The following is a 20,951-nucleotide window of genomic DNA, read 5'->3' as shown; positions in this document are numbered from 1 at the left end:
ATTAAAAAAATTAATGGAAATTGATTTCGATGCCTTGCATACCTTTGTCACCGTGGTTGAAAAAGGTGGCTTTAATGCGGCAGCCAAGGCCCTGTTTAAAACACAGCCAGCCATTACTCTGGCGGTGAAAAAACTGGAAGACCGCTTAAACCTGTGTCTGTTTGACCGCAGCCATTATCGTCCTGAGCTCACGCCGCAGGGTGTTAAATTCTATAAACGGGCCAAGTCGCTGGTCGGTCATTGGCGGCATTTAAACCAGTTTTCCCAGCAATTGGGGGCGGGGATGGAAAGCGACATCACCATTGCCATCGATGTGTTTTACCCGTTAAGTGCATTAAAAGAGTTATTGCGGCACTGGATAAGTACTTATCCCTTGACTCAATTCCATTTTTTATCGGAGTCCCTGGGCGGCGCCTGTGAACGCTTGGTGCGGCATCAGGCGGATTTGGTGATCAGTGAAAACCTGATTTCCGATCGCGCAGTGGAAGTGATTGTCCTGCGTTCAGAACCCATGGTGGCGGTCGCGTCTCCGCTGTTTATCGAGCAGTATGCCGACAAGCTTCATGATTTGGATGATTTATCCGATTGCATGCAGGTTATTTTGCGCGATTCATCGCAGTCGGATTTTACTTTCGGTGTTCTCGAACACGGGCGGCGCTGGACTGTCAGCGATGTTCATTCCAAAAAAGACATTATTACGGCCGGCCTGGGCTGGGGGCGTCTGCCCTTACACCAGGTGGCTCTGGAACTGGCGGATGGACGATTGCAGCGGCTTAGCGGGCCGCATTTTGATGAGCGGCTGTTAACCATGGGGGCCATTCGCCTGCAAAAGCCGGCCCATACCCCCATTGTCGAACGCTTATGGGCCGACTTGCAAACCCTGCAGCAGGGCACGCGATGCCCTGTTTGATCCATAAATAAACAAACTTGTGGGCGCTGGGGGCCGCATGATATAAACGGCTGTTAATGAAATGCTTTAGGCCAACACAGGAGAATGCCAATGACGCAGAAATTTGGTGACATTACCAAAGGGATCAGTACCCAGTTAGCAAAATTACGCAAAGAAATGCCGGATGTGATGGCGGGCTTTTCAGCGTTGTCGCAGGCCGCCACCAAAGACGGCTCGCTCAATAAAAAAACCAAAGAGCTCATTGCCATGGCCCTGGCCGTTGCCAATCATTGCCCAGGTTGCATTGGTTTTCACTCCCAGGCTTTGGTTAAACTGGGGACTTCCCGTGAAGAATTGATTGAAACACTGGGAATGGCGGTGTACATGGGTGGCGGGCCTTCCTTGATGTATGCCGCCGAAGCGCTGGAAGCCTTTGAAGAATTCAGCCAATAAGTAAAAAGGCCGGTTTAGCCGGCCTTGCTGGTTATTGACCCAGGGCACCGACATGCTGGATTGCCTGAGGCAGATTCGATTGACCCTTGCAGGGGTAAGCTTTGGCCACGCCAAGCCAGGCGACTTGTGAAACCGTCATTTTGTCCTTGTCGCTTTGTTGGCTGGATATCTCATTGTAAGTTTGCATAATGATGCCATTGAGCGTAACGGCATTGAGTGACACCCCAGTGGGCAGGCAAAACAGGGGGCGTCCCTGGGTTTTAGCCAGTTCATTGGCCTGTATCAGGGTTTCTGCCACGGTTTCACTGGTAATGGTCAACACATTCCGGGCCGAGCGTGCCCAGGCCTGCGCCTGCGGATCAGCCTTCATTTCCATTTGCGGAATGTTATTGGCAATGTTCATGTAATGGTCAATGGTGTCGGCATGAACGCCGGCCGCAACGGCTGCGGCAATACAAAAAAGAAAAAAACGCATGGTTGGTCTCATGATCTGAACGCGGACATGCCCTAATGATAATTGACCGCAAGGTATTTGCAACTGTTGTTGTTCAGCACACCATCCCCATACTCCTTATGGCCGCCAGTAACTCGTGTTCATGAACGGGCGAATGAATTAAACCGATGTACTTATCCGGCCGCACCAGAACGGCGGTTTCGTGTTGAAGATCAAAGTGCTTGTGCAGTGAAAAGTCAGGATCAATGTAAACGGAAGCAAAGGAACCCGGCAGAGTGATGGTGTCGCTGATTACGGCATGAACCCCCGCGATGGATTGCAATCGTTCAGCCAACCGCTGCAACAAGGCAGAAAACGCCTGAAGGTCGCCGGTATTCTGTCCGCAAAAGACCAACAGATGATGCCGTGTGCCGCGGGTGAGAAGCGACAGGGTTTGTTGACAGCCGTGGATTGGATTTAGCAGGCTGAAATCACCCAGGTATTCGCCGATTTTAAGTCGCCCTGCGGCACCCTGCACGCGGACAATCGGGCTTTTGGCATAAGAAATGGTTAACTCGGCCAAATCCCTGGCCAAGGCTTTGCGCACCGGTTTAAAGGAAACCATCAGACGGGCAAAGGCATTACGCAGGCTAACCAACAGAGGATTACGCAAAAGAATCATCCGTGTCATCAGGTCTGTTTTTTTCAATACCTGCTCACCGATGGGATGACGCTCGGCCTGATAACTGTCCAGTAATGCCTCGTTAGCTAACCCTTTCTGCACCAGGGCCAGCTTCCACACCAGGTTGTACACATCCTGAATGCCGGTATTTAATCCCTGACCGCCCATCGGGCTGTGAATATGCGCGGCATCCCCGGCAAAAAAGACACGCCCATGGCGGTAATTTTGAATCTGACGATGGTGAATGGTAAATTGACTGAGCCACACTGGATTGGACAGGTTAAATGACTCAAGGCTTCGTGTCTTGAATTCGGCAACAATGTCCTCCAGCGTCAGCTCGCCGCTGAAATCAGGCGGCGCCGTCATGACCACGCGGTAGCGGGTTTCACCCATGGGAAAACAGGCTAAAGGCCCTCTGTCGCTGGCGTAAATGAGCATTTTATTCTGAGGCTTTGCCCAGTCAATGTGGACATCGGCCAGCCACCAGGCTTGTTCATAGGCCGCCCCGGCGAACTGTTCATTGACCAGATGCCTGAGGGTACTGTGGGAGCCGTCACAGGCCATCAGCCAATCCGCCTCAACCTCCTCTGTGCTGCCGTTTTGATGCGTGAGAACCGCTTTAATGCCCTGGCTGGATTGGGAAAAGGACACCAGTTCCGTTTGCCATTCCACAGGCTGCTGCTGATCAAGCAGACTCTGGTGGAAAATGGCCTCGGTTTGATTCTGGGGTAAATCAATCAGGTAATTGCGGTTGGAGCCAATGCCGTTGAAATTGACTTCAAAAAGCGGTTGGCCTTTTGAATTAAAAATCGCGCCTTCGACACGCTGCCCCTGACGGAGTACCTCAGTGAGGAGATCGCAGTCGTCCAGGACATCGAGGGTGCGAATGTGCAGGCCCAAGGCTTTGGACTTGTCGCTTAAGCCGTCCTTTTTATCAATAATTCTGACTTTCAAGCCGTGACGAAGCAGTTCATGGGCACAAAATAAACCCACTGGGCCTGCGCCGACCACTAACACTTCCGTTGTTCTTTCCATCAATTCACTCCAGCGCACAATGCAGAATGGCGGCCTCATGCCGGCATGCTTTCATTTTAGAGTGAATATCAGGAAAATGTTAATGTTTTCGGCAGGGACGAATGGGCAGGTAGTTGTAATGAGGCGTTGCAGGCTCAGCCCCGCATTCGTCATAGGTATTGTCAAGGCATAGAAAAAAGCACTTGGCACCGCGCCGCTGTGCGCTCCTTAATGCCTCTTCCATGGTAGGAAATACTGCCACGCCAATTCCCTCATGAATATAGTCTGTCTTGTCATTATGGATAAGTTCGACTAAATATTGATGCAAATCACTACGGGAATAAATCAAACCCACCGTGCTTTCGTGAGATAAGTCCATGATTTCCTTACGTGATATATTCGCCATTAATAGACTCCCATCAACACTACCTTTAAATTATAGCTTATTGGTTAAAAAAAGAGCTAAAATGAGGGGTGGCGTGAACAAACAGCTAAAAAAGGCATTCTTTTTTAAAAGTTTGTTTTATACTTTTGACATCCTTTCTTTTCCTTCTCGGCTATGAAAATACGGATCTTTGATTTCGATTGGACAATTACTTGCCAGCACACGTTCAACAGAACCCATTTGCACGCGCCTGAGACAAACATTAAGGCGGGTGTCACGAAGCTTTTTATTCATGATGAAACGCACATTGCCGCCATTGCCAGCTATCACAATGACCCGGATTACATCAAACGTTACATCGAAGTGATTCTCAATACCCCACTGACGTTAAGGGAGCGCATTGACACTTACGCGGACAATGTTCTCTCTGTTTATAACATTCAATCCATGCCGATGCCGCTTATCATCTCCACGGTGAAAGGGGATGAGTTTAATGCCCGAGTGGCGCGCCTTAAAGTCACCGGTAAAAATGCCCAGATTGGCCAGGTGCTTCAGTACCTTGAAACCGTGGAGAAAATTCCTCTGGCGGAAGCAGTCGAGGTTGAGTTTTATGACGATGATGAAAAAAATTACCGCGAGGCGTGTGAAATGACACGGCATTTCAGTTTTACAGCGTTTTACATCGACAGGCAGAATCAGGCCGAGTTAGTGATTAAAGAGTCCAAACGGGCGGGCCTGCTCTGTGCGCCACAGCTGGAGCCGGCTGTGGAGGATGAGGTCATCGCCGGTGATATTGACGAGATTAAGTCGCCTTCGCTGTCAGGTTAACCAATAAATCGGTAAGATAGAATTTTACATCAATGAAAGCAAAAACCATGTCCACGCTTGCAATTGTATTCACGGCCCTTCTTGTGATTTTAATCATCGCACCGCTGCTTATGCATTTTATACCTGCAATCAATTTCCGCGGCATGCCTCAAGGGTTAATTCAAGGGGCGCTCACCGCATCCAAACCTAACTGGGTGAGCAGCCTGGTGCCTGAGAGCGATAGCCATTACGTGGCGCCGCTGACTGTCGCTGACTTGTCGGCAATCAAGGACTGTGTGGTCAGGCAATCGCCGAAAACCACGTTGGTCAAACTGGACGAGTCATCACTGATAGCCTATCGACAGAGTCCGGTCTTTAACTTTACCGATTGGTTAATCATTAGAAAGGACGGCCAGGTGACGTCCAGCGCGACCATGGGGTATTACGATTTTGGCAAAAACCGGGAGTGGGTGGAAAGCCTGCGTGCCCACTGTACAGTACCTTCGCCCCGGTGAATCACGGTCATTGCCAACAGCAACGGCTTTTACGGTTCAGGACATTGATATTCCTTTATGCCAGGGATTGTGTTTTGATCGCAGGTAGTCACCATTGAATGAGAAACGCATGCAGGATTTTGCCGGCAAGAACATTGTGTTGGGCATTTGTGGCGGTATTGCGGCTTACAAATCAGCCTATCTGATTCGCGAATTGACCCGCCTGGGCGCCGATGTGCGTGTTGTGATGACGCAATCCGCGCAGCAATTCATCACACCGCTGACCCTGCAGGCTTTAAGCGGCCACGAGGTCAGAACGGAACTGTTTGATTCACAGGCAGAGCGCGCCATGGGGCACATTGAATTGGCCCGCTGGGCCGATTACCTGCTGATTGCCCCGGCGTCAGCCAATTTTCTGGCCAAAATGGCCCATGGGTTGGCGGATGATTTGTTATCTACCCTCTGCCTTGTCGCTGAAAATCCCGTGATCGTCTGCCCGGCGATGAACCGCAGCATGTGGCAGCATCCTGCTACCCGCGACAATTGCCAGACCCTGCGCAACCGGGGGGTGATTTTTGTGGGGCCTGATGAAGGGCTTCAGGCCTGCGGTGAAGAAGGCCCAGGCCGTTTAAGTGACGTGGAAGCGATTCTTACCGGTTTAAGGCTTCATGCCGTCAGTGGTCTGTTGACCGGCAGGACGGTGATGATTACGGCAGGCCCTACCTGGGAAGCGATTGATCCGGTAAGAATGATCACCAACCGCAGTTCTGGCAAAATGGGCTATGCTCTGGCCGCCGCCGCCCAAAGGGCAGGTGCGGAGGTGCTTTTAATCAGCGGGCCTTCCGCGCTGCCTGTTCCCCCCGGTGTAACCGCCTATCGGGTAGAATCCGCGAGGGACATGCGCAAGGCGGTGATGGGGGCGCTGAAGCCGGGCATGATTTTTATTGGCTGTGCGGCGGTGGCGGATTACGGTATCGACCAGCCCTCGTCAGAAAAAATAAAAAAGCAGCAGGCAGAGTCCCTGTCATTGACCCTGACTAAAAACCCGGACATCCTTGCGGACGTCGCGTCAAGCGGTAAAGCTGCCTATGTGGTCGGTTTTGCAGCGGAAACAACCAAGGTCGTCGAGCATGCCCGACAAAAACTCAAGGCTAAAAAACTCGATATGATCATTGCCAATCAGGTCGGAGGAAATAAAGGATTTGAACAGGATGGCAATGAAGTCATCGTGATTACATCACAGGAAGAAAGAACACTGGCCTTTCAGCACAAAACGCGGATTGCGGGAGAAATTATTGCAATTCTTGCGGCAACTCTTCAAAATGGCTCCCTTACAAAAGCAAGGAATTGATATGCTTAACGCCATTCAACTTAAAATTCTTGACCCGCGTCTTGGGCAAACCATCGAGTTGCCTTCCTATGCCACGCCGGGTTCGGCCGGTCTTGATTTGCGGGTTTGCATTAATGAGCCGTTGCAAATTGCCCCCAATGAAACCGTCCTGTTACCCACCGGGCTTGCAATCTACATTGCGGATCCCAATCTGGCGGCGGTGATTCTTCCCCGTTCAGGTTTAGGTCATAAACATGGCATTGTGCTTGGCAATCTGGTCGGCCTGATTGATTCCGATTATCAGGGTGAATTGAAAATTTCCTGCTGGAACCGCAGCCAGGATCATTTTACGGTTGAGCCGGGTGATCGTATTGCCCAATTGGTTTTCCTGCCGGTGACCCGCGTGGGGTTCACCGTGGTTGACGCCTTTACCGAGTCAAGCCGTGGCGAAGGCGGTTTTGGCAGTTCCGGGAGACAATGATGACTTATCATCCACGGGCAATCGACCGTGCAGTTTTTCGGGCTTACGACATCCGTGGCGTTATCGGTACCTATCTCGATGAAAATGCTTTTTATACCATCGGCAAAGCCATCAGCCTGGAGTTGCAGGCGCTTGAACGCCACACCATTTTCGTGGCCCGTGATGGCCGTTTAACCAGCGACAGTTTGTGTACCGCGTTAAAACAGGGCCTGTTAGACAGCGGCATTGATGTCGTTGACTTGGGCGCCGTCGCTACTCCCGTCATGTATTACGCCACCTGTGCCTATGATCTGGATTGCGGTTTGATGGTCACCGGCAGCCATAATCCGGCCGATTACAATGGCATCAAAATCATTCTTGCCGGTAAAACACTGGTACAGACGGACATTGATGCCCTGTATGAGCGGGTTTGCCAGGGGCAGTTCCAATGCGGCAAGGGGACTTTGATTAATCAGGATGTGCTTTCAGATTACATTGCCCGCATTGTCTCCGACGTGATGTTGACAAAACCATTGAAGGTTGTCGTGGATTGCGGTAACGGCATTGCCGGCCCGGTGATCCCCTCGGTGTTTGAAAAACTGGGGTGCGAGGTTATTCCTTTGTATTGTGATGTGGATGGGCGTTTTCCCAATCATCACCCCGATCCGACCATTGAAGACAATTTACACGACCTGCGCCAGGCTGTGGCGCTCCATCAGGCCGATATCGGGCTTGCGTTTGACGGCGATGCGGATCGTTTAGGCGTGGTGACCAACACGGGTGAAATCATCTGGCCCGACCGCTTAATGATGTTTTATGCCCGCGATCTGCTGGAACAGGTCAAGGGGGCGACCATTGTGTTTGATGTCAAATGCTCAAGTCATCTCGCCAAGGTGATTGAAGCGGCGGGGGGGACGCCGAAAATGTGTCCAACCGGGCATTCCATTGTTAAATCGGTGATGAAGCAGGAACAGGCTGCCCTGGCCGGCGAGATGAGCGGCCACCTGTTTTTCAAACATCGCTGGTATGGGTTTGATGATGCGCTTTACAGCGCCTGCCGGTTGCTGGAAATCATCAGTGCGTCACCGCTTACCGTGAGCGAGCAGTTTGCGGCAATTCCCAATAGCATCAACACACCGGAAATTAAAATTCCCATTGCGGAAGAAGAAAAGTTTCCCTTCATGGAGCGTTTCAGCCGGGAAGCCCATTTTCCTGCGGCTGAAATCATTGACATTGACGGCATGCGGGTGGAATTTGCCGATGGCTGGGGATTGTTGCGCGCCTCCAATACCACGCCCTGTCTGGTGGCTCGGTTTGAGGCCAACAATACAGAGCGGCTGGAAGCGATTAAGGATTTGTTTAAATCGCAACTTAAAAAAATAGACCATCGCCTGCTCATAGACTTTTAAGTCATGTCTTTTTACGGCGTGGCGGGTGATTGCCCTTTGACGAGGCCCTGATTTCATTCAGCCAGTAATGGGCAATATCCACACGCCGGGTAATCCAGACATCGGGAAACCGGCTGAGGTAATCCATAAAGCGTCTGACGGCCAAACACCGTCCGGGATGGCCGCTGATTCGGGCGTGCAGACCAATGGTCATCAGCGCCAGACGATGGTCTTCGTAGAGGTAATCCAGCGTGTTTTTAAGCTGCCGGTAGAACTCGTCAGCGGTCGAGAAACCCGGATTGGTGGTGTAACGGAAGTCATTGCAGACCAGGGTATAGGGTATAATCAGGTGATCGTCTTCAAGAAAGGGCAGATCATCGGCATAGCTGTCAGAATCATAGAGAAAGCCGCCGATTTCCCGTAGCAATGGCCGGGTATGTTCACTGCGCCGACCGGTATACCACCCTTGCGGCCGTTGGCCGGTTAATTGCTCAATGGTGTCTACACAGCGTTCAATGTGCTTTTTTTCCTCTTCTTTCGGCATCTGTGCGTAATCGATCCATCGCCAGCCGTGACCGGCAATGTCATAGCCGCTGAACCGTAAATAGCGGCAGAGTTCGGGGTTTAATTGCAGTGCCAGGCCTGTGGCAAAGACAGTCAAAGGCATGGCCTTTTGCTCAAACAGCCGAAGCAGGCGCCAGATTCCGGCACGGCTGCCGTATTCAAACAGGGATTCCATGCTCAGGTGGCGAAGGCCCTGGGGACGGGGCGCCATCGGAAATTCGCCGCCATAGGTTTCTGCCTGCGTATCGCCGTTCACCGGGGTTAATTCAGCCCCCTCTTCGTAATTAATGACAAAATTAACGGCTACTCGCGCGCCCTGCGGCCAGGAGTGGATGGGAGAGTGGGCCGCATAACCGACTAAGTTCCTGGTCATCATTAACCCAATTCAAAGGTGGTAATGCCATAAATATGCTCAGTGGGCAGTTTCGGTTCGCCTTTTAAGTACATTCTCGCCGTGGCAAAGCATTTTTGCATGGCGTGGCGATTGACTAATGCCAGGGCGTGCGGGTTATTTTCAGGGACATCAATGTAAACCGTTTCCCCGCGGGCGTGACTGACCAAGCTGTCAAACAGACCAAAGGCAATGTGGGAATTGTCGGCGAACAAGGGACCGATTTTAAATCCCTGCTGACAGGCGCGAAGAACACCATAACCCTTTATCTGCCCATCCATAATCCAGGCCAGGGCTGCGCCTTCAGGTTGCTTAATCCAGTGCTTTAAAAAGTGTTCACGCGGGGCTGGGAAATGCCTTCTATCATAGGCAAACAAGGCCTCATGGTGTTCTGGTCCAAGCGGCACGATGGCCTGGTTGAACTCCTTGAGGATGGATAATCCCTGTCCCTGGTAACGGGCATTCCGATGGGCTATTTGATACCCCAGGCGTTCATATTTGTTGAGCATGCTGAGAACACCGTCAATTCCGGCATTGCGATTGCCGACGTAATCGAGGCGGTGTCGGGTTAATTCCAACCCATAGCCTTGGCCGCGGTATTCCGGGGCCACCATGTAAAAACCGCAGAAGGCAAACTGATCGTCGTACACCACGGCCGATCCCATGGCAATGATTTTGCCATCCAGTTTCCCGACGAAAAAACCCTGGGTGTCGGCTTCAAAAAAACATTCCGCGTCGTGTAAACCCGGGTTCCAGCCTTCATTGGTTGCCCATTGAATGGCCAGGGGCATTTCCTCTCGAGTCATACGGCTAACGGCATAATTCGCTGACATGACGTTTTCCTTGCCTGATGTAGGAATCTGACATTCTGTTTCTTACTTTAACTATAGCAGCAAGGCATTCATCGCAGCTTTACAAAAAAGTAAAATAACGCCTGTAAACTGTAAAGGAGGGGGCGGTTCGCTCTTGAATGTCATGCAGGTCTGCTTTATGGTATCCGTGATGATGGATAAAGGAAGAAAACGTGATTCATTGCATTGAAATTGATTACATGGATGAGGACACCCTCTGTCGGGGGTATCTTGCGGTCAGGGACGGGGAAACTGAACCCAAACCGGTGGTGATGATTGCGCCTGACTGGCGGGGGCGGGGGGCGGCTCCCTGCGAAAAAGCAAGGCAACTGGCAGGCATGGGTTATGTGGGGTTTGCCCTGGACATGTACGGGGAGGCTCGTCTGGGTCTTGATAACGACCAACGGCGGGCCCTAATGACGCCCCTGGTCCAACATCGTGAGCATCTGGCACAGCGTATTCTTGCTGCGTATAGCACCGTGTGCAATTTACCCCAGGCGGACGCCAGCCGCATTGCCGCCATCGGGTATTGCTTTGGAGGACTTTGCGTGCTCGATTTGGCAAGAACGGGTGTCGAGCTTCGCGGGGTAGTCAGTTTTCATGGTTTGCTCTCAGAACCCCCAGGCAGCGAGGCAGCGATATCCGCCAAAGTGCTGGTTCTGCATGGTTACGATGATCCTCTGGTGCCGCCAGAACAGGTCAGGCAATTTGCGGATGAAATGACGCGCAAGCGTGTGGATTGGCAAGTGCACATGTACGGGCTGACGGCGCACTCCTTCAGTAATCCAGACGCGCATGAAAAAGAATCCGGATTGATTTACAACGCGTCGGCTGATCGGCGTTCCTGGCAAACGACCGCCTTATTCCTGGAAGAGATTTTTAAGGATTAAGCGGCTGCCTGATGGCTGCCCCTTTCTCATAGTGCCTTGATCAGGAGGAAGGGGCATTCGGTAACTGCTGTTGACATTCAGCAGGTCAGCGGCCGAGTGGGTACTAAATACGGCTGTTGCTCAAAAGCCGCAGTATAGGAATTGAATGTTTAGAAAAATTAAATAATACCCAATAAATGCAAGGGGTTCGTTTTTCGTAATTCCGTCTGGCGGGAAGCAGGGAGGGCTAATTCATGAAACAGGGTGTTGGTGTACTCATGCCAGGTGTGGATATCGATTTGACTGCTTTGTCCCAAATCGGAGCTGTAAATGATCCGCGGCAGGGTTTGTACGACATCGGCAAAATCTTCCTTATCCTGATAATACAACAAGTAGGTTAACAAGGTCTGCTCTATCCAGAGCCATTGCAGGTCGGATAAGCTGGCAAGCTCCGGTGCCTGCAGATGCGTTAAGGGATTGGCCGGTTGATTGAGCAGCAGCGCCGGTACATCGTGCTGCACACAGGCATCGATTAACGCGTACACTTCGTCTTTTGACGCATGGCCCGTGGATAAAACAATCGGATAATCCTTAGCCATTTTGAGAATGTCAATCACCTCAGGACGCAACTGCAAGGCATCGTTGAAAAGGGTCTCTCCTTGCAGGGTCTCCGCATGAAGCCGAGGTTTACTTAACTGCCTTGCCAAGCGAGAACGGTAATGTCGCCCGGTAATGGTAGGAAAATGGACAATCATCTTTCCGGGGAAAGTCGGCTGATACTGAGCCAATGCCTGCAACACCGCCCGGTAATGAATGCCGCCGCTGATGTGATTGAGGATGAGGGATGGAAAAACAGGCAAGCCTTGCTTTTGCGCAAGCGTGGCTTCCACGCTGGTGGCGCCCAGATGGCTGGTTAAAACGACGGCGCCCCGCAAGGATTGGTAAATGCGGCCGGCGGTCAAGGCATCCACTTTCCGTTCGTACAGATCGGGATTGGCATGGTAATGAATATCAATGAAATCCAGTTCAGCAGGAAGCATTGGCTTATCCTTTGTCCGTGGGATTTAACCAGGGCTGATCATAACGATAGTCCGCCCTGGCCTGGTCAAGACGCTGCCCTTTTTTGACCGCATCGATGATTTTATTTTCAGTTTCACAGATGGCCTGCGCTTTGGTCAGAACCTCGCCCAATAACTCAGCCGGAATCGCTAACACGCCGTTGTCATCACCAAATAGAATATCGCCGGGATGGATGGTGACGCCGTTGATGCTGACAGGGCATTGCTCACCGGACTTCTGCACGCGGTTTTTGCCTGAACGCATGAAACGCTCGACAGAGAATAGCGGGTAATCGCTTTGAAGGATTTTGGCCACATCCCGCACAGCCCCGTTGACAACGGTACCGGCTATTCCTTTGACCAATGCTGCCTGGGTGAGAATGTCGCCCCAGACGGTGCAATCAATCCGCCCCTGATTATCGATGACAATGACCGCATTGGCCGGTACGTTATCAATGTAATTCGCGGCTTGTTTGAATCCCTGTCCAACGCGTTGATAGGGACTGTATTGAACGGTATAAGCCGGGCCAGCCAGTTTGATGCCGCTGGCTAAGGGTTTAATGTGCAGCAGCGCCCCGTCTACACCGCAGGCATCCAGGGCATCCGCAATTTCAGCGGTGCTGTACTGCTTGAGCTGTTGAAGTTGCAAGTCCAGCGTCAACTGGTTTGCGTCAACCCCCTGTTTTAAAAAAAGCGGTGTTGGCAAGTCAGGGTGGATGACCTGTTCAATAATCACCTGCGCCATTTCTTCTGTGGTGCTTTTGCCGCCTAAATCATAGGTCAGGTAACGCCCATCCTTAATGACTGCGGCGATGGCTCGGGTGATGCGTTCAGCTTCACTGCTGTAACCAAAATGCGTTAACAATAAACCAATGGTCAGAAACATGGCGCTGGGATTGGCTCGATGGCTTGCGATGCGCGGGCCGCTGCCGTGCACGGGTTCAAAATAACAGCCTTTATGACCGATGTTGGCGCTGGGGGCAAAACCAAGGCCGCCCATGACCGCGGCGCCTACGTCAGAAAGAATATCGCCAAACATGTTTTCAGCGACAATGACGCCAAATTCTTCAGGCCGTCTGACCAGCCAGAGCGCTGTGGCGTCAATGTTGGTGATGTCGGCATTGATGGCGGGATAGCGTGCGGCGATGGCTTCAAAAATATCCCGCGCAAACGCGCTGCTTTGGCGAAGAACATTCGGCTTGTCGGCAAAGGTTACGCGGGTGAATTGATTCTCTTTTGCATATTGAAAGGCAAATTCAAACAGGCGCTGCAATCCCTGCCGGCTTTGCAGGCGGAGACTGACGCTCAAATCCTGGGGAGATGTATGCTGCCAGTGTTTTTGCTGGCGTATCAGTTGACTGATGGGTTCTGGCGGGGGGTGAAAATCAAAGCCTGCATAAAGGCCTTCGGTATTTTCCCGAATGATGCAGAAACGGAATGGCCGCTCACTGTCAACCAAATTAAAACAGGGCCGTACATTGGCGAATAAATCCAGTTTTTGCCTTAATTGAATCAAAGGAGAGACGTATTCAAGGTGATTCTTTTGCAGTTTAGGGGACAGTTCGCGTAAGGCTTCACGTACCGGTTTGCTGGTGATGGCGCCAATCAAGGTGGCGTCGCAATGACGAATCAATTGCCAGGTTTTCTCTGGAAGGGGGTTGCCCTGCTCCTGCCAGCAGGCCCAGCCGATGTCGCCGCGGTGGATAGCCACCGGTAAATTCAATGCCTTAAAGATCGGCAGGGCCGCTTCGGTGACCTCGTCTCCTATGCCATCGCCAGGCAATACGGCAATTTTAATGACATCATTCAGCGTCATAATCCAGTTTCTCCAGGATTATTTTTTTGCAAAAAGGAAGATTATCCTGCAACACTCGCATGCTTGCACCCGGAACAATAATCAATTGCCCGTGTGGGGGAGCCAACACATTCCGGCGATTAACCAGATGCGATTGGCCGCCAATAAAATGCAGGTAATTTGCCTTGCTCGTTGTTATTAGTTTAGTTGAATCTGTCGTCAGTACTTTGGTTAAACCCGTCATCAGGCGATGTTCTGCTTGCGCTGCGTCCCTAATGTCCCACTCGGTCACTGGCAACGAATTGGGAAAATAAACGTCACGGTACAAGTTTTCAAGAGCCGCAATAAGTTGGTGCTGACGGCACAAATCAATAACCCGGGAGAGCTTTTCAGTCAGGGGGGTATCGGCAAACGTGGGGGTGGAGAAGAGTATCAGCTGTTTTTTGACCAGCAGAGGGAGGCATTGCTGCAGAATAACCCCGCCAAATGAAAAGCCGATAAAACCCGCGTAGTGCGGCAGGAGGCCAAGGAGTTTTTCCTGCCAATGGTGATAATAGACGTCATTGGGCAGCGTGATGTCCATTTCGGCCAAAGGATCATGCCAGTCAAGCTGGTAATGGGGCGCCAAAAAGGAGAGCGACTCCGCCATGCCGGTGATATCGGCGGATTGCGGCATGACGGGTGCCAGAATGAAAAGGCGTTTTTGAGCCATGGGTCCACCCCGGTTAAATGCGTTGTCGCGCAGTATATAAGATAAGCTTACTTAACGGAATGTTGCTTGACCTGTGCGGTTGAAAGATCGGAGATTCCGCGAATAAATTCATCCATTTCAATGGCTTCCTGACCAATGTGTAAGGCCTGACGGGTATAATTGGCTGCAGTGAGCAGATCATCGAGGTTGTATTTTTTAATGTGGTTGGCATGAAGATAAGCGGCAAAAAATTCGGTTTTGAGATTGCCTATGCCTTTCCCCATACCGGCAAGCGAAGCATCCACGTATTCAACGCCGGCGTCTATGGCGGCTAAGGTATTGGCCTGCGCCAGGCCGAGATTATCATGGGCATGATAGCCAAAAGCGACAGGGTAACGCGGGATGTACCGTTCATAAATCCGGCTGACCCGGGAAGGCATCAGACTGCCGTTGGAGTCTGCGAAATAAATCATGTCGGGGTGGTGGGTTGCTGCTTCAGCCACGACCTCATCCAGGTCGCTCTCCAGGTATTGCGAGGTATGAATGAAATTAACCGAGACGCGAAGTCCGATTTCCCTGACCAGATCCAGGGTTTCACAGGCCGCTTTGATGCCGCCGCGGATAACGCAGATCCGAATCAATTTAACGCCCAGGGCTTTCATTTCAATGAAATCATCGCGGCCGACATTCTCGGGGTGAACCATGACTGCCATGTCGGCATGTTGAATGCAGTTGCGGCATAACTGAAGGTAAGCTTTTGGGCATAATCCGGCGTCGCCAATGTCGGGAATAGGATGCAGCGAGCCATTGCGATAACCTACCTCGATGTATTCAATGCCCGAATGATCCAGAGGGGTCAGTATGGCTTTTAAATCATCCGAAGAAAAATGAAAATTGGTTCTGTGTCCCCCGTCTCGTAACGAGACGTCTAAAATTTTTAATTGGTTCATCATGATATGCCATCCCGCTCTCCGCTAGGTTAAACCAGTTGCCGGTAAAGAAAATACAAAATGGGGAGTAATATTAAACTTCTTACATAAAACGCTGTTCGATTATGTTTATATAGCACATTCAGGTAAGAAAAGGGGTGGCGGTAGATCAATGAGCGGGTAATGATTTTGGTGACCTGACGGGCTTTGCCCTTTTGCGGTGTCTCATGAATACGAACACTGGGCGCCGGATTGGCTTCAATAATGACGCCGCCGGACTCTTCAATCGGGATGGTTAAATCCACGCATTCAATGTCAAGCCCCACGACAGCCAGGTTTAAGGTGGCCGCCGCTTTTTTTAATAAACGGCGGTTTTCCCGGCACACGCGGGTTTTAATGGTTTCATACGTGCCGCCGCGGGTGGCATTGCAGGTGTAACATAAATCCACACGCTCGTTCCGTTGTGGGATGTCATTGATTGTAAGCCCCAGTTCCTTGAGCCTGATCAGGCATTCACCGTCAATCTGGATAGGCTTCAAGGTGTCGCTTACGCGCGCGCGATCGGCATTGGCAAGTTCAACCAACTCCCTGATGGTGTGTTCGCCGTCACCGATAACATGGGCAGCATAGCGGCGTACCACCCCCAGTATGCGTTGCCTGAACATCAACACACGGTAGGAATTTAAATTACCATGAAATTCTTCAATGCTTAAAAATTCATAGGCGGGAAAAATATCGTCCATGAAGGCTTTTAGTTGTTCAATGTTCTGGATATTGCACACCACGTCCCGTCCAAGACGGCCTTCTTTCGAGGGTTTAACCACCAGAGGGAATTTCAAATCGGCAATGACCTGTTCAAGAAAGCCATTATAAAAATCGTCGACATGGATGGCCGTGGCTTTAGGAACCGGGATGCCGGCCCGTTCAAGAATTTTATTGGCACAATACTTATTGCTGGCAATGTTGGCGCTGCAGCTGCTGTTAAACGGGGTTTCTCCGCCGCGAAAATAATAGGTCCTTTTGCCTAACTGAACGGCGACGCCTTCGATGTCTTCGACCAGTTCGGCAGGAAGCAGCAATTCTTTGGCGGATTGATAATAAGCCAGCGTGTTTTTATTGTAATTTAAATCGACTGATGCGTGCAAAACAGAAGCTCCCTGAGTATAAGCTTAAGCGGCCTGAGTCAGAAATAATAACACAGGCAAGCCGGTGTTGTTTTGTTGGCGGGCAATGACGCGTTGGCTATCAATGAGTTTAAGCGCCAGCTCCCGGCAAAGGCTTTCAATGTAATCCGCATGATGACAGAAACGGGCGCTTTCCTGCAATTGCCAGGGAATGGCGTCGCTGATTTCGATGCTGAAAATAAAATAACCCTCAGGCATTAAATGCTCGCGCACCGCGGAAAAAAGGGGGTGCAGATCGCCGAAATAGGGAAGGACATCCGCCGCGGTAATTAAGTCATAGCGTTGGCTGGTGCCGCTTAGAAAAACGTGGATGTCTGCGTCAATCAGTTCATCATAAATCCCTTTTTCTCGGGCAATGACGACCATTTTGGCAGCGATGTCCACGCCGGTCAGACGGCGGGTGAGAGGTCGCAGGATTTCGCCGGTGAGGCCGGTACCGCAGCCTAAATCCAGCGCGTTAGCGAAATGGTCAAGATCATATTCCCTGCACAGGGATTCGATGTGCAGGGGAAGGGTGTATTTTAATTGCTCGCGCATGTGTTTGTCATAATACAGCGCGTAGTTATTAAAAAGATTGGCTGCATAAGAAGTACAGGTGCCGGCGGTGGCTGTGTTCCCCTGCAGGGCGTTGAGCATGTGCCGGCTGGCTGCATCCTCTGGATTGGCGGCCAATGCGCGATGAAGAAGTTCAATGGCTTTGGGCTTGTCCTCGAGGCGGATAAACACCGCCGCTAAGTTATTGAGTGCGGCAAAGTGCTGAGGCTCAAGTGACAGCAGGTGTTCGAACTGATGAATGGCTTCATTCAAGTGCCCCAGCGCCATCTGCGCCACACCGGAATTGTACAGGTATTCAATGTGATCGGGCATTTGCTTCAGCAGAACGTCATAATGCATCAACGCGTTTTCAAACCGGTCATGGTGCATGAACGTCGCGGCTAGATTATTGCGCGCATCCAGGTGATTGTTGTCCAGCGTCAGGGCTTTGGTAAAAAAATCAACCGCCAATTGACCGCGGTCCCGTTTTAAGGCAATGACCCCCAGGTTGGTTAATGCCTGCACATGAGTGTTGTCGTGCATGATCACATGCTGAAACGCCTTTTCTGCCTCATCCAGCTGATTGGCTTCAAGGCTCAAGACGCCGAGGTAAAAGTACGCTTCAAGATGGTCAGGGTTTAAAGCGAGTACGTTATTGAATTGAATACGTGCAGCGTTCAATTGATTATTTCTGAGAAGAAGCAGGCCGAGATTATAGTGTGCCGCAGTGAAATCCGGTTGGGCATGAATCGCGCGGCGGTAGTATTCCAACGCGTTCCTGTAATCATTGTTCATGGCAAATACCGCAGCCAGGTTGCTGTAAGCCTGAGCATAGTCCGGCTTCAGCGCGATAGCCTGCTTATAATGATGAATGGCTAAGTCCAGTTGATGGTTTTTACGGTAGGCGTTCGCCAGATTGTTGTGCAGGCCCGGATCATCGGCGTCCAGAGCCAATGCCCGCTGCAGGTAGTGAATGGCGGTGTTGTGGTCGCCAAGCTGGATGCAGACGAAAGCCAGGCGGCATAGACTGGGTTCATGGTTTGGATTCTGCGTCAGGATTTGCTCGTAAAGCGTCATGGCCTGCGGCAGTTTTTCCTGGTCCTGCAGCCGTTGCGCTTCGGCAAACAATTCGTCAATGCGGGTCATGGGGTTTTGACCATGAAAACGTGCAGGATGCCATCCAGATCAAAGGGGGTGTCCCTGGCGACAAAACCATACTGCTCATAGAAGGTCTGCAGATAATGCTGGGCGGTAATGGCGATGTCCTGGTGAGGGTAATGTTCCTGCAGGTGATTTAATATCAAGGTCATCATATGCCTGGCAAGGCCCTGACCACGGTATGCGGGCGCCACAATCACACGGCCAAAACTCATGGTGTTTTTATCGTAGGGGAGCAGACGGGCATACGCGGCCAAGGTCTTATTATCCCGCAGTTGCACATGCAGGGCGGATTGATCCTGGTAATCTGCATCCAGGTAAACACACTGCTGCTCAATAATGAAGACCTGATTACGCAGGGCGAGAATGTCGTAAATGTCCTCAGTGGCTAATGCCTTAAAGGGTTGGATGCTGGTTGTAATCATGACGGATTAAGTTGTTGTTGCAGCCGTTGCAGCGCCTCGGCGCGATGACTGATGGTGTTTTTAATTCTAGCAGGCAATTGCGCCATTGTGCATTGCCTTTCCGGCAGATAAAACACAGGATCATAACCAAATCCTTGGTCACCGCTTAAGGTGCGGCTGATTTGTCCTTTCAGTTGACCGCAGGCAATGAGGGGCATGGGATCGTTGGCATGGCGCACCATCACGATGGCACAGTAAAAAAAAGCCTGCCGTTTAGCCTCAGGAACGTCTTTTAGCTGGTGCAGCAGCAGGTCAATGTTGTCTTTGTCCGTTGCCGACGGTCCGGCGAAGCGTGAGGAATAAATACCGGGCCGGCCATCGAGAGCCGGGACGACCAGGCCTGAATCATCTGCCAGGGCTGGTTTTCCGCTTTCGCGGCTGGCATGCCGGGCTTTGATCAGGGCATTTTCAACAAAACTTTGTCCGGTTTCCTCCGCATCGCTGATGGCTAATGAGGATTGGGGAATACAGACCGTGGGGGCAAGAATGGCTGATAATTCCGCAATTTTGCCTTGGTTGCTGGTGGCTAAGATGATTTCTTTCATGACGCAGGGCCCTAAATGAGCGTGCAGGACGGCCAGCAGCGGTTTAAGCGTTCGCTCTCTTCCTTAAAGGCGAAAGATAACTGACTCAACCCTTCTGTTTTATCCACTAACTCGCTTAATTTTTCCCCGCGGAGTTCCATTTTTTGGAATGCTTCGAGCAAGACGGCGTGGGTTTCATCCAGTTCTTTCTGGACTTTTTTAATTTTGGGATCGTGCGCTTTGTCGATGAATTGATCGGGATCTTGGGCGACATCCTGAAGGGCGCATTTATGGAAGAGCAAATTAATGGTCAGGGTGCGTTGTTGTTCCAGAGTGATTTCACTGTCGCAGGCGATGGCCCAATAATTCTCGCCCAGCTTAAATCCGTAGATTTTCATCTCGCCCAAGGTGTGGGAGTAATATTTCCCGGGCTCTAAGGCTTCGCCTATTTCCTCAAGCTTCGCCACCTGTTTTTTGATCTGGGTTGCCATCAGGGAAAGCATGATTCGGTTCGTTGGAATGTGAAGCGTGGCTTTTTCACCTTCAAAACGAGTGATGATTGCATAGCATTTCATTTCTGGGCTCTCCCTGAGTTTTTTTCTAAATTATCATAAAAGCAAATAAATTGACAAAATGTTTATCTTAAAAACCAATGTTCAGAGGAGCGGAGGGAAGGTTTCAAGCAGGTCGAGGATCATTTCCTGTTGCTGCTGGGTTTTTGATTTGACGGCAAACAAGGTCCAGCGGCCGGTTTTAAATTCCTGAACTTTTCCCTGCGAAAAGGAGACCAGCAGACCAAGGCCAGTGTAATAGGCAATGGCGTTGCCAATGTCCGTTATTATTTTTCCGAGGCCTCGACAGGTTCGTATAATGGCTGGGTGGGAATCGAGTATGTCTTTGGCGGCGTCTTGATAACTAATTAAGGCGCATTGATCGTTGCCAAGGAACTGATAGGTGAGGCTCACTAATTGAAATGCCATTTTCTGGATAACCGCTGCTTTTTTAAAGGTTTCTGCGGCCCTGTCCAGCGGCTCGCTGGCACTCAGTATGGCGTTGAAATCCTTGTAATCGATAAGCATTTTTTCATACTGAATAATGGCCTGTTCAATCACCTGTTTTTGCGCAGGCTTCAGCACTTCAAGGAGCAGTTTGGCGCCATAAAGCGACAGTTTTTTTATCTCGTCCATTAACCGGTGGCAATAAATGGTTTTTTGCAGATTCATCAGGTTTTTGTATTGCGTTAATGATCCGTGCCGCAGGATGGGCAGCTTCCCCATAATGAACGCTTCATCAAGGTGATTAGAAAAAGAGGAGTGGCAATCGAGGGTTAATGGCTTTAAGCGTTTGTTACCGACAAGGCTGGCATAGCGGGCAATGAGGGCATGGAGTACCTGGGGATTACGGCTGTGGCGAACGGCAAAATCAAATAAATAATCGTCATTGCCCTGAGCCCGGGTTTCAAGTTCCTGCTGACTGAGTTGATTAATCAGCACAATGGTTTCCCGGGGTTTATCCTGAGGGAGGAGGTGTTTGATTTGTTCCGGTAAAGTCATGCCGATTTGCTGCTTTAGGGTGATGAATGCCGAATCAAGCGACTACAGGAT

General features: G+C 50.9%; 23 protein-coding genes. 8 read left to right on the top strand and 15 right to left on the bottom strand.

All coding sequences use genetic code 11. The annotated features are described in order from the left end of the window. The first annotated feature begins 13 nt into the window (after window positions 1–13). Window positions 14–910, top strand: coding sequence for a LysR family transcriptional regulator (locus tag DYE45_RS12370; protein ID WP_108294253.1), 897 nt, complete (start codon window positions 14–16; stop codon window positions 908–910). Window positions 911–1,000: 90 nt separating this feature from the next. Beyond that, window positions 1,001–1,342, top strand: coding sequence for a carboxymuconolactone decarboxylase family protein (locus tag DYE45_RS12365; protein ID WP_108294251.1), 342 nt, complete (start codon window positions 1,001–1,003; stop codon window positions 1,340–1,342). A 31-nt stretch (window positions 1,343–1,373) separates the two neighbouring features. Here the strand turns inward: DYE45_RS12365 and DYE45_RS12360 are convergent, their stop codons facing one another. The 3 genes from DYE45_RS12360 to DYE45_RS12350 all read right to left on the bottom strand — a co-directional run bounded on the left by DYE45_RS12360 (window position 1,374) and on the right by DYE45_RS12350 (window position 3,877). Beyond that, window positions 1,374–1,829 (bottom strand): phosphatase, encoded by a 456-nt coding sequence (locus DYE45_RS12360; protein WP_370447872.1) that lies wholly within the window; start codon window positions 1,827–1,829, stop codon window positions 1,374–1,376. A 61-nt stretch (window positions 1,830–1,890) separates the two neighbouring features. Then, window positions 1,891–3,492 (bottom strand): FAD-dependent monooxygenase, encoded by a 1,602-nt coding sequence (locus DYE45_RS12355; RefSeq protein ID WP_242602724.1) that lies wholly within the window; start codon window positions 3,490–3,492, stop codon window positions 1,891–1,893. Between the two features lie 79 nt (window positions 3,493–3,571). Continuing rightward, window positions 3,572–3,877: a hypothetical protein gene (locus DYE45_RS12350; RefSeq protein WP_133138211.1), complete on the bottom strand. Its 306-nt coding sequence runs from the start codon at window positions 3,875–3,877 to the stop codon at window positions 3,572–3,574. A 153-nt stretch (window positions 3,878–4,030) separates the two neighbouring features. On the opposite strand from DYE45_RS12350, the gene DYE45_RS12345 reads away from it, so the two are divergent. From DYE45_RS12345 to DYE45_RS12325, 5 genes are all read left to right on the top strand, one after another. Beyond that, window positions 4,031–4,684, top strand: coding sequence for a hypothetical protein (locus DYE45_RS12345; RefSeq protein ID WP_108294247.1), 654 nt, complete (start codon window positions 4,031–4,033; stop codon window positions 4,682–4,684). Between the two features lie 47 nt (window positions 4,685–4,731). Beyond that, entirely contained in the window at window positions 4,732–5,178 is a 447-nt protein-coding gene (locus tag DYE45_RS12340) for a DUF1499 domain-containing protein (RefSeq protein ID WP_108294245.1), read from the top strand. Between the two features lie 109 nt (window positions 5,179–5,287). After that, on the top strand, window positions 5,288–6,508 hold the full coding sequence (gene coaBC, locus DYE45_RS12335) for a bifunctional phosphopantothenoylcysteine decarboxylase/phosphopantothenate--cysteine ligase CoaBC (RefSeq protein ID WP_108294243.1): 1,221 nt from the start codon (window positions 5,288–5,290) through the stop codon (window positions 6,506–6,508). A 1-nt stretch (window position 6,509) separates the two neighbouring features. After that, window positions 6,510–6,968 carry a dUTP diphosphatase gene (dut, locus tag DYE45_RS12330; RefSeq protein WP_108294241.1) on the top strand — a complete coding sequence of 153 codons (459 nt, stop codon included), beginning with the start codon at window positions 6,510–6,512 and terminating at the stop codon, window positions 6,966–6,968. Next, window positions 6,968–8,356: a phosphomannomutase/phosphoglucomutase gene (locus DYE45_RS12325; protein WP_108294239.1), complete on the top strand. Its 1,389-nt coding sequence runs from the start codon at window positions 6,968–6,970 to the stop codon at window positions 8,354–8,356. Before dut ends, DYE45_RS12325 begins: the two co-directional genes overlap by 1 nt. 1 nt (window position 8,357) lies before the next feature. On the opposite strand, the gene DYE45_RS12320 is transcribed toward DYE45_RS12325, so the two are convergent. After that, window positions 8,358–9,272 carry a polysaccharide deacetylase family protein gene (locus tag DYE45_RS12320; RefSeq protein WP_108294237.1) on the bottom strand — a complete coding sequence of 305 codons (915 nt, stop codon included), beginning with the start codon at window positions 9,270–9,272 and terminating at the stop codon, window positions 8,358–8,360. A gap of 2 nt (window positions 9,273–9,274) precedes the next feature. Further along, a complete protein-coding gene (locus DYE45_RS12315; RefSeq protein ID WP_108294235.1) occupies window positions 9,275–10,123 on the bottom strand; it encodes a GNAT family N-acetyltransferase in 849 nt (282 codons plus the stop codon). Window positions 10,124–10,341: 218 nt separating this feature from the next. On the opposite strand from DYE45_RS12315, the gene DYE45_RS12310 reads away from it, so the two are divergent. Beyond that, window positions 10,342–11,031 (top strand): dienelactone hydrolase family protein, encoded by a 690-nt coding sequence (locus tag DYE45_RS12310; RefSeq protein ID WP_115301081.1) that lies wholly within the window; start codon window positions 10,342–10,344, stop codon window positions 11,029–11,031. Window positions 11,032–11,189: 158 nt separating this feature from the next. Here DYE45_RS12310 and DYE45_RS12305 read toward each other — a convergent pair whose 3' ends face one another. The 10 genes from DYE45_RS12305 to DYE45_RS12260 all read right to left on the bottom strand — a co-directional run bounded on the left by DYE45_RS12305 (window position 11,190) and on the right by DYE45_RS12260 (window position 20,900). Next, window positions 11,190–12,050, bottom strand: a complete 861-nt coding sequence (locus DYE45_RS12305; protein ID WP_108294233.1) for a DUF6282 family protein — start codon at window positions 12,048–12,050, stop codon at window positions 11,190–11,192. Between the two features lie 4 nt (window positions 12,051–12,054). Further along, window positions 12,055–13,884 (bottom strand): isocitrate/isopropylmalate family dehydrogenase, encoded by a 1,830-nt coding sequence (locus tag DYE45_RS12300; protein WP_108294231.1) that lies wholly within the window; start codon window positions 13,882–13,884, stop codon window positions 12,055–12,057. Beyond that, window positions 13,871–14,575, bottom strand: a complete 705-nt coding sequence (locus DYE45_RS12295) for a hypothetical protein (protein WP_108294229.1) — start codon at window positions 14,573–14,575, stop codon at window positions 13,871–13,873. The genes DYE45_RS12300 and DYE45_RS12295 overlap by 14 nt, the downstream gene beginning before the upstream one ends. 47 nt (window positions 14,576–14,622) lie before the next feature. Beyond that, window positions 14,623–15,504: a hydroxymethylglutaryl-CoA lyase-like TIM-barrel protein gene (locus DYE45_RS12290; RefSeq protein ID WP_108294227.1), complete on the bottom strand. Its 882-nt coding sequence runs from the start codon at window positions 15,502–15,504 to the stop codon at window positions 14,623–14,625. 29 nt (window positions 15,505–15,533) lie between these two features. Continuing rightward, window positions 15,534–16,628, bottom strand: coding sequence for a UDP-N-acetylmuramyl peptide synthase (locus DYE45_RS12285; RefSeq protein WP_242602726.1), 1,095 nt, complete (start codon window positions 16,626–16,628; stop codon window positions 15,534–15,536). A 24-nt stretch (window positions 16,629–16,652) separates the two neighbouring features. After that, entirely contained in the window at window positions 16,653–18,347 is a 1,695-nt protein-coding gene (locus DYE45_RS12280) for a tetratricopeptide repeat protein (RefSeq protein ID WP_108294225.1), read from the bottom strand. Further along, complete coding sequence (locus tag DYE45_RS12275) at window positions 18,344–18,784, bottom strand: GNAT family N-acetyltransferase (RefSeq protein ID WP_108294223.1); 441 nt, start codon at window positions 18,782–18,784, stop codon at window positions 18,344–18,346. The genes DYE45_RS12280 and DYE45_RS12275 overlap by 4 nt, the downstream gene beginning before the upstream one ends. Continuing rightward, window positions 18,781–19,368 carry an RdgB/HAM1 family non-canonical purine NTP pyrophosphatase gene (gene rdgB / locus DYE45_RS12270; protein WP_108294221.1) on the bottom strand — a complete coding sequence of 196 codons (588 nt, stop codon included), beginning with the start codon at window positions 19,366–19,368 and terminating at the stop codon, window positions 18,781–18,783. Before rdgB ends, DYE45_RS12275 begins: the two co-directional genes overlap by 4 nt. Window positions 19,369–19,379: 11 nt before the next feature. Continuing rightward, a complete protein-coding gene (locus tag DYE45_RS12265; RefSeq protein ID WP_108294219.1) occupies window positions 19,380–19,922 on the bottom strand; it encodes a synaptobrevin family protein in 543 nt (180 codons plus the stop codon). An 81-nt stretch (window positions 19,923–20,003) separates the two neighbouring features. Next, the gene (locus DYE45_RS12260) at window positions 20,004–20,900 is read right to left on the bottom strand and encodes a hypothetical protein (RefSeq protein ID WP_108294217.1); all 897 of its coding nucleotides are present in this window, start codon (window positions 20,898–20,900) and stop codon (window positions 20,004–20,006) included. Window positions 20,901–20,951 lie beyond the last annotated feature (51 nt).

Source organism: Legionella taurinensis (genome assembly GCF_900452865.1).
GTDB lineage: Bacteria > Pseudomonadota > Gammaproteobacteria > Legionellales > Legionellaceae > Legionella_C > Legionella_C taurinensis.
Note: the sequence above shows the minus strand (reverse complement) of the source record. Positions and strands in the feature narration are given on the sequence as shown.

Coding starts and splice junctions, on each gene's coding strand:
- DYE45_RS12370 (WP_108294253.1), top strand. CDS start 14: ATGGAAATTGATTTCGATGCCTTGCATACCTTTGTCACCGTGGTTGAA.
- DYE45_RS12365 (WP_108294251.1), top strand. CDS start 1,001: ATGACGCAGAAATTTGGTGACATTACCAAAGGGATCAGTACCCAGTTA.
- DYE45_RS12360 (WP_370447872.1), bottom strand. CDS start 1,829: ATGAGACCAACCATGCGTTTTTTTCTTTTTTGTATTGCCGCAGCCGTT.
- DYE45_RS12355 (WP_242602724.1), bottom strand. CDS start 3,492: ATGGAAAGAACAACGGAAGTGTTAGTGGTCGGCGCAGGCCCAGTGGGT.
- DYE45_RS12350 (WP_133138211.1), bottom strand. CDS start 3,877: ATGGCGAATATATCACGTAAGGAAATCATGGACTTATCTCACGAAAGC.
- DYE45_RS12345 (WP_108294247.1), top strand. CDS start 4,031: ATGAAAATACGGATCTTTGATTTCGATTGGACAATTACTTGCCAGCAC.
- DYE45_RS12340 (WP_108294245.1), top strand. CDS start 4,732: ATGTCCACGCTTGCAATTGTATTCACGGCCCTTCTTGTGATTTTAATC.
- coaBC (WP_108294243.1), top strand. CDS start 5,288: ATGCAGGATTTTGCCGGCAAGAACATTGTGTTGGGCATTTGTGGCGGT.
- dut (WP_108294241.1), top strand. CDS start 6,510: ATGCTTAACGCCATTCAACTTAAAATTCTTGACCCGCGTCTTGGGCAA.
- DYE45_RS12325 (WP_108294239.1), top strand. CDS start 6,968: ATGACTTATCATCCACGGGCAATCGACCGTGCAGTTTTTCGGGCTTAC.
- DYE45_RS12320 (WP_108294237.1), bottom strand. CDS start 9,272: ATGACCAGGAACTTAGTCGGTTATGCGGCCCACTCTCCCATCCACTCC.
- DYE45_RS12315 (WP_108294235.1), bottom strand. CDS start 10,123: ATGTCAGCGAATTATGCCGTTAGCCGTATGACTCGAGAGGAAATGCCC.
- DYE45_RS12310 (WP_115301081.1), top strand. CDS start 10,342: ATGGATGAGGACACCCTCTGTCGGGGGTATCTTGCGGTCAGGGACGGG.
- DYE45_RS12305 (WP_108294233.1), bottom strand. CDS start 12,050: ATGCTTCCTGCTGAACTGGATTTCATTGATATTCATTACCATGCCAAT.
- DYE45_RS12300 (WP_108294231.1), bottom strand. CDS start 13,884: ATGACGCTGAATGATGTCATTAAAATTGCCGTATTGCCTGGCGATGGC.
- DYE45_RS12295 (WP_108294229.1), bottom strand. CDS start 14,575: ATGGCTCAAAAACGCCTTTTCATTCTGGCACCCGTCATGCCGCAATCC.
- DYE45_RS12290 (WP_108294227.1), bottom strand. CDS start 15,504: ATGAACCAATTAAAAATTTTAGACGTCTCGTTACGAGACGGGGGACAC.
- DYE45_RS12280 (WP_108294225.1), bottom strand. CDS start 18,347: ATGACCCGCATTGACGAATTGTTTGCCGAAGCGCAACGGCTGCAGGAC.
- DYE45_RS12275 (WP_108294223.1), bottom strand. CDS start 18,784: ATGATTACAACCAGCATCCAACCCTTTAAGGCATTAGCCACTGAGGAC.
- rdgB (WP_108294221.1), bottom strand. CDS start 19,368: ATGAAAGAAATCATCTTAGCCACCAGCAACCAAGGCAAAATTGCGGAA.
- DYE45_RS12265 (WP_108294219.1), bottom strand. CDS start 19,922: ATGAAATGCTATGCAATCATCACTCGTTTTGAAGGTGAAAAAGCCACG.
- DYE45_RS12260 (WP_108294217.1), bottom strand. CDS start 20,900: ATGACTTTACCGGAACAAATCAAACACCTCCTCCCTCAGGATAAACCC.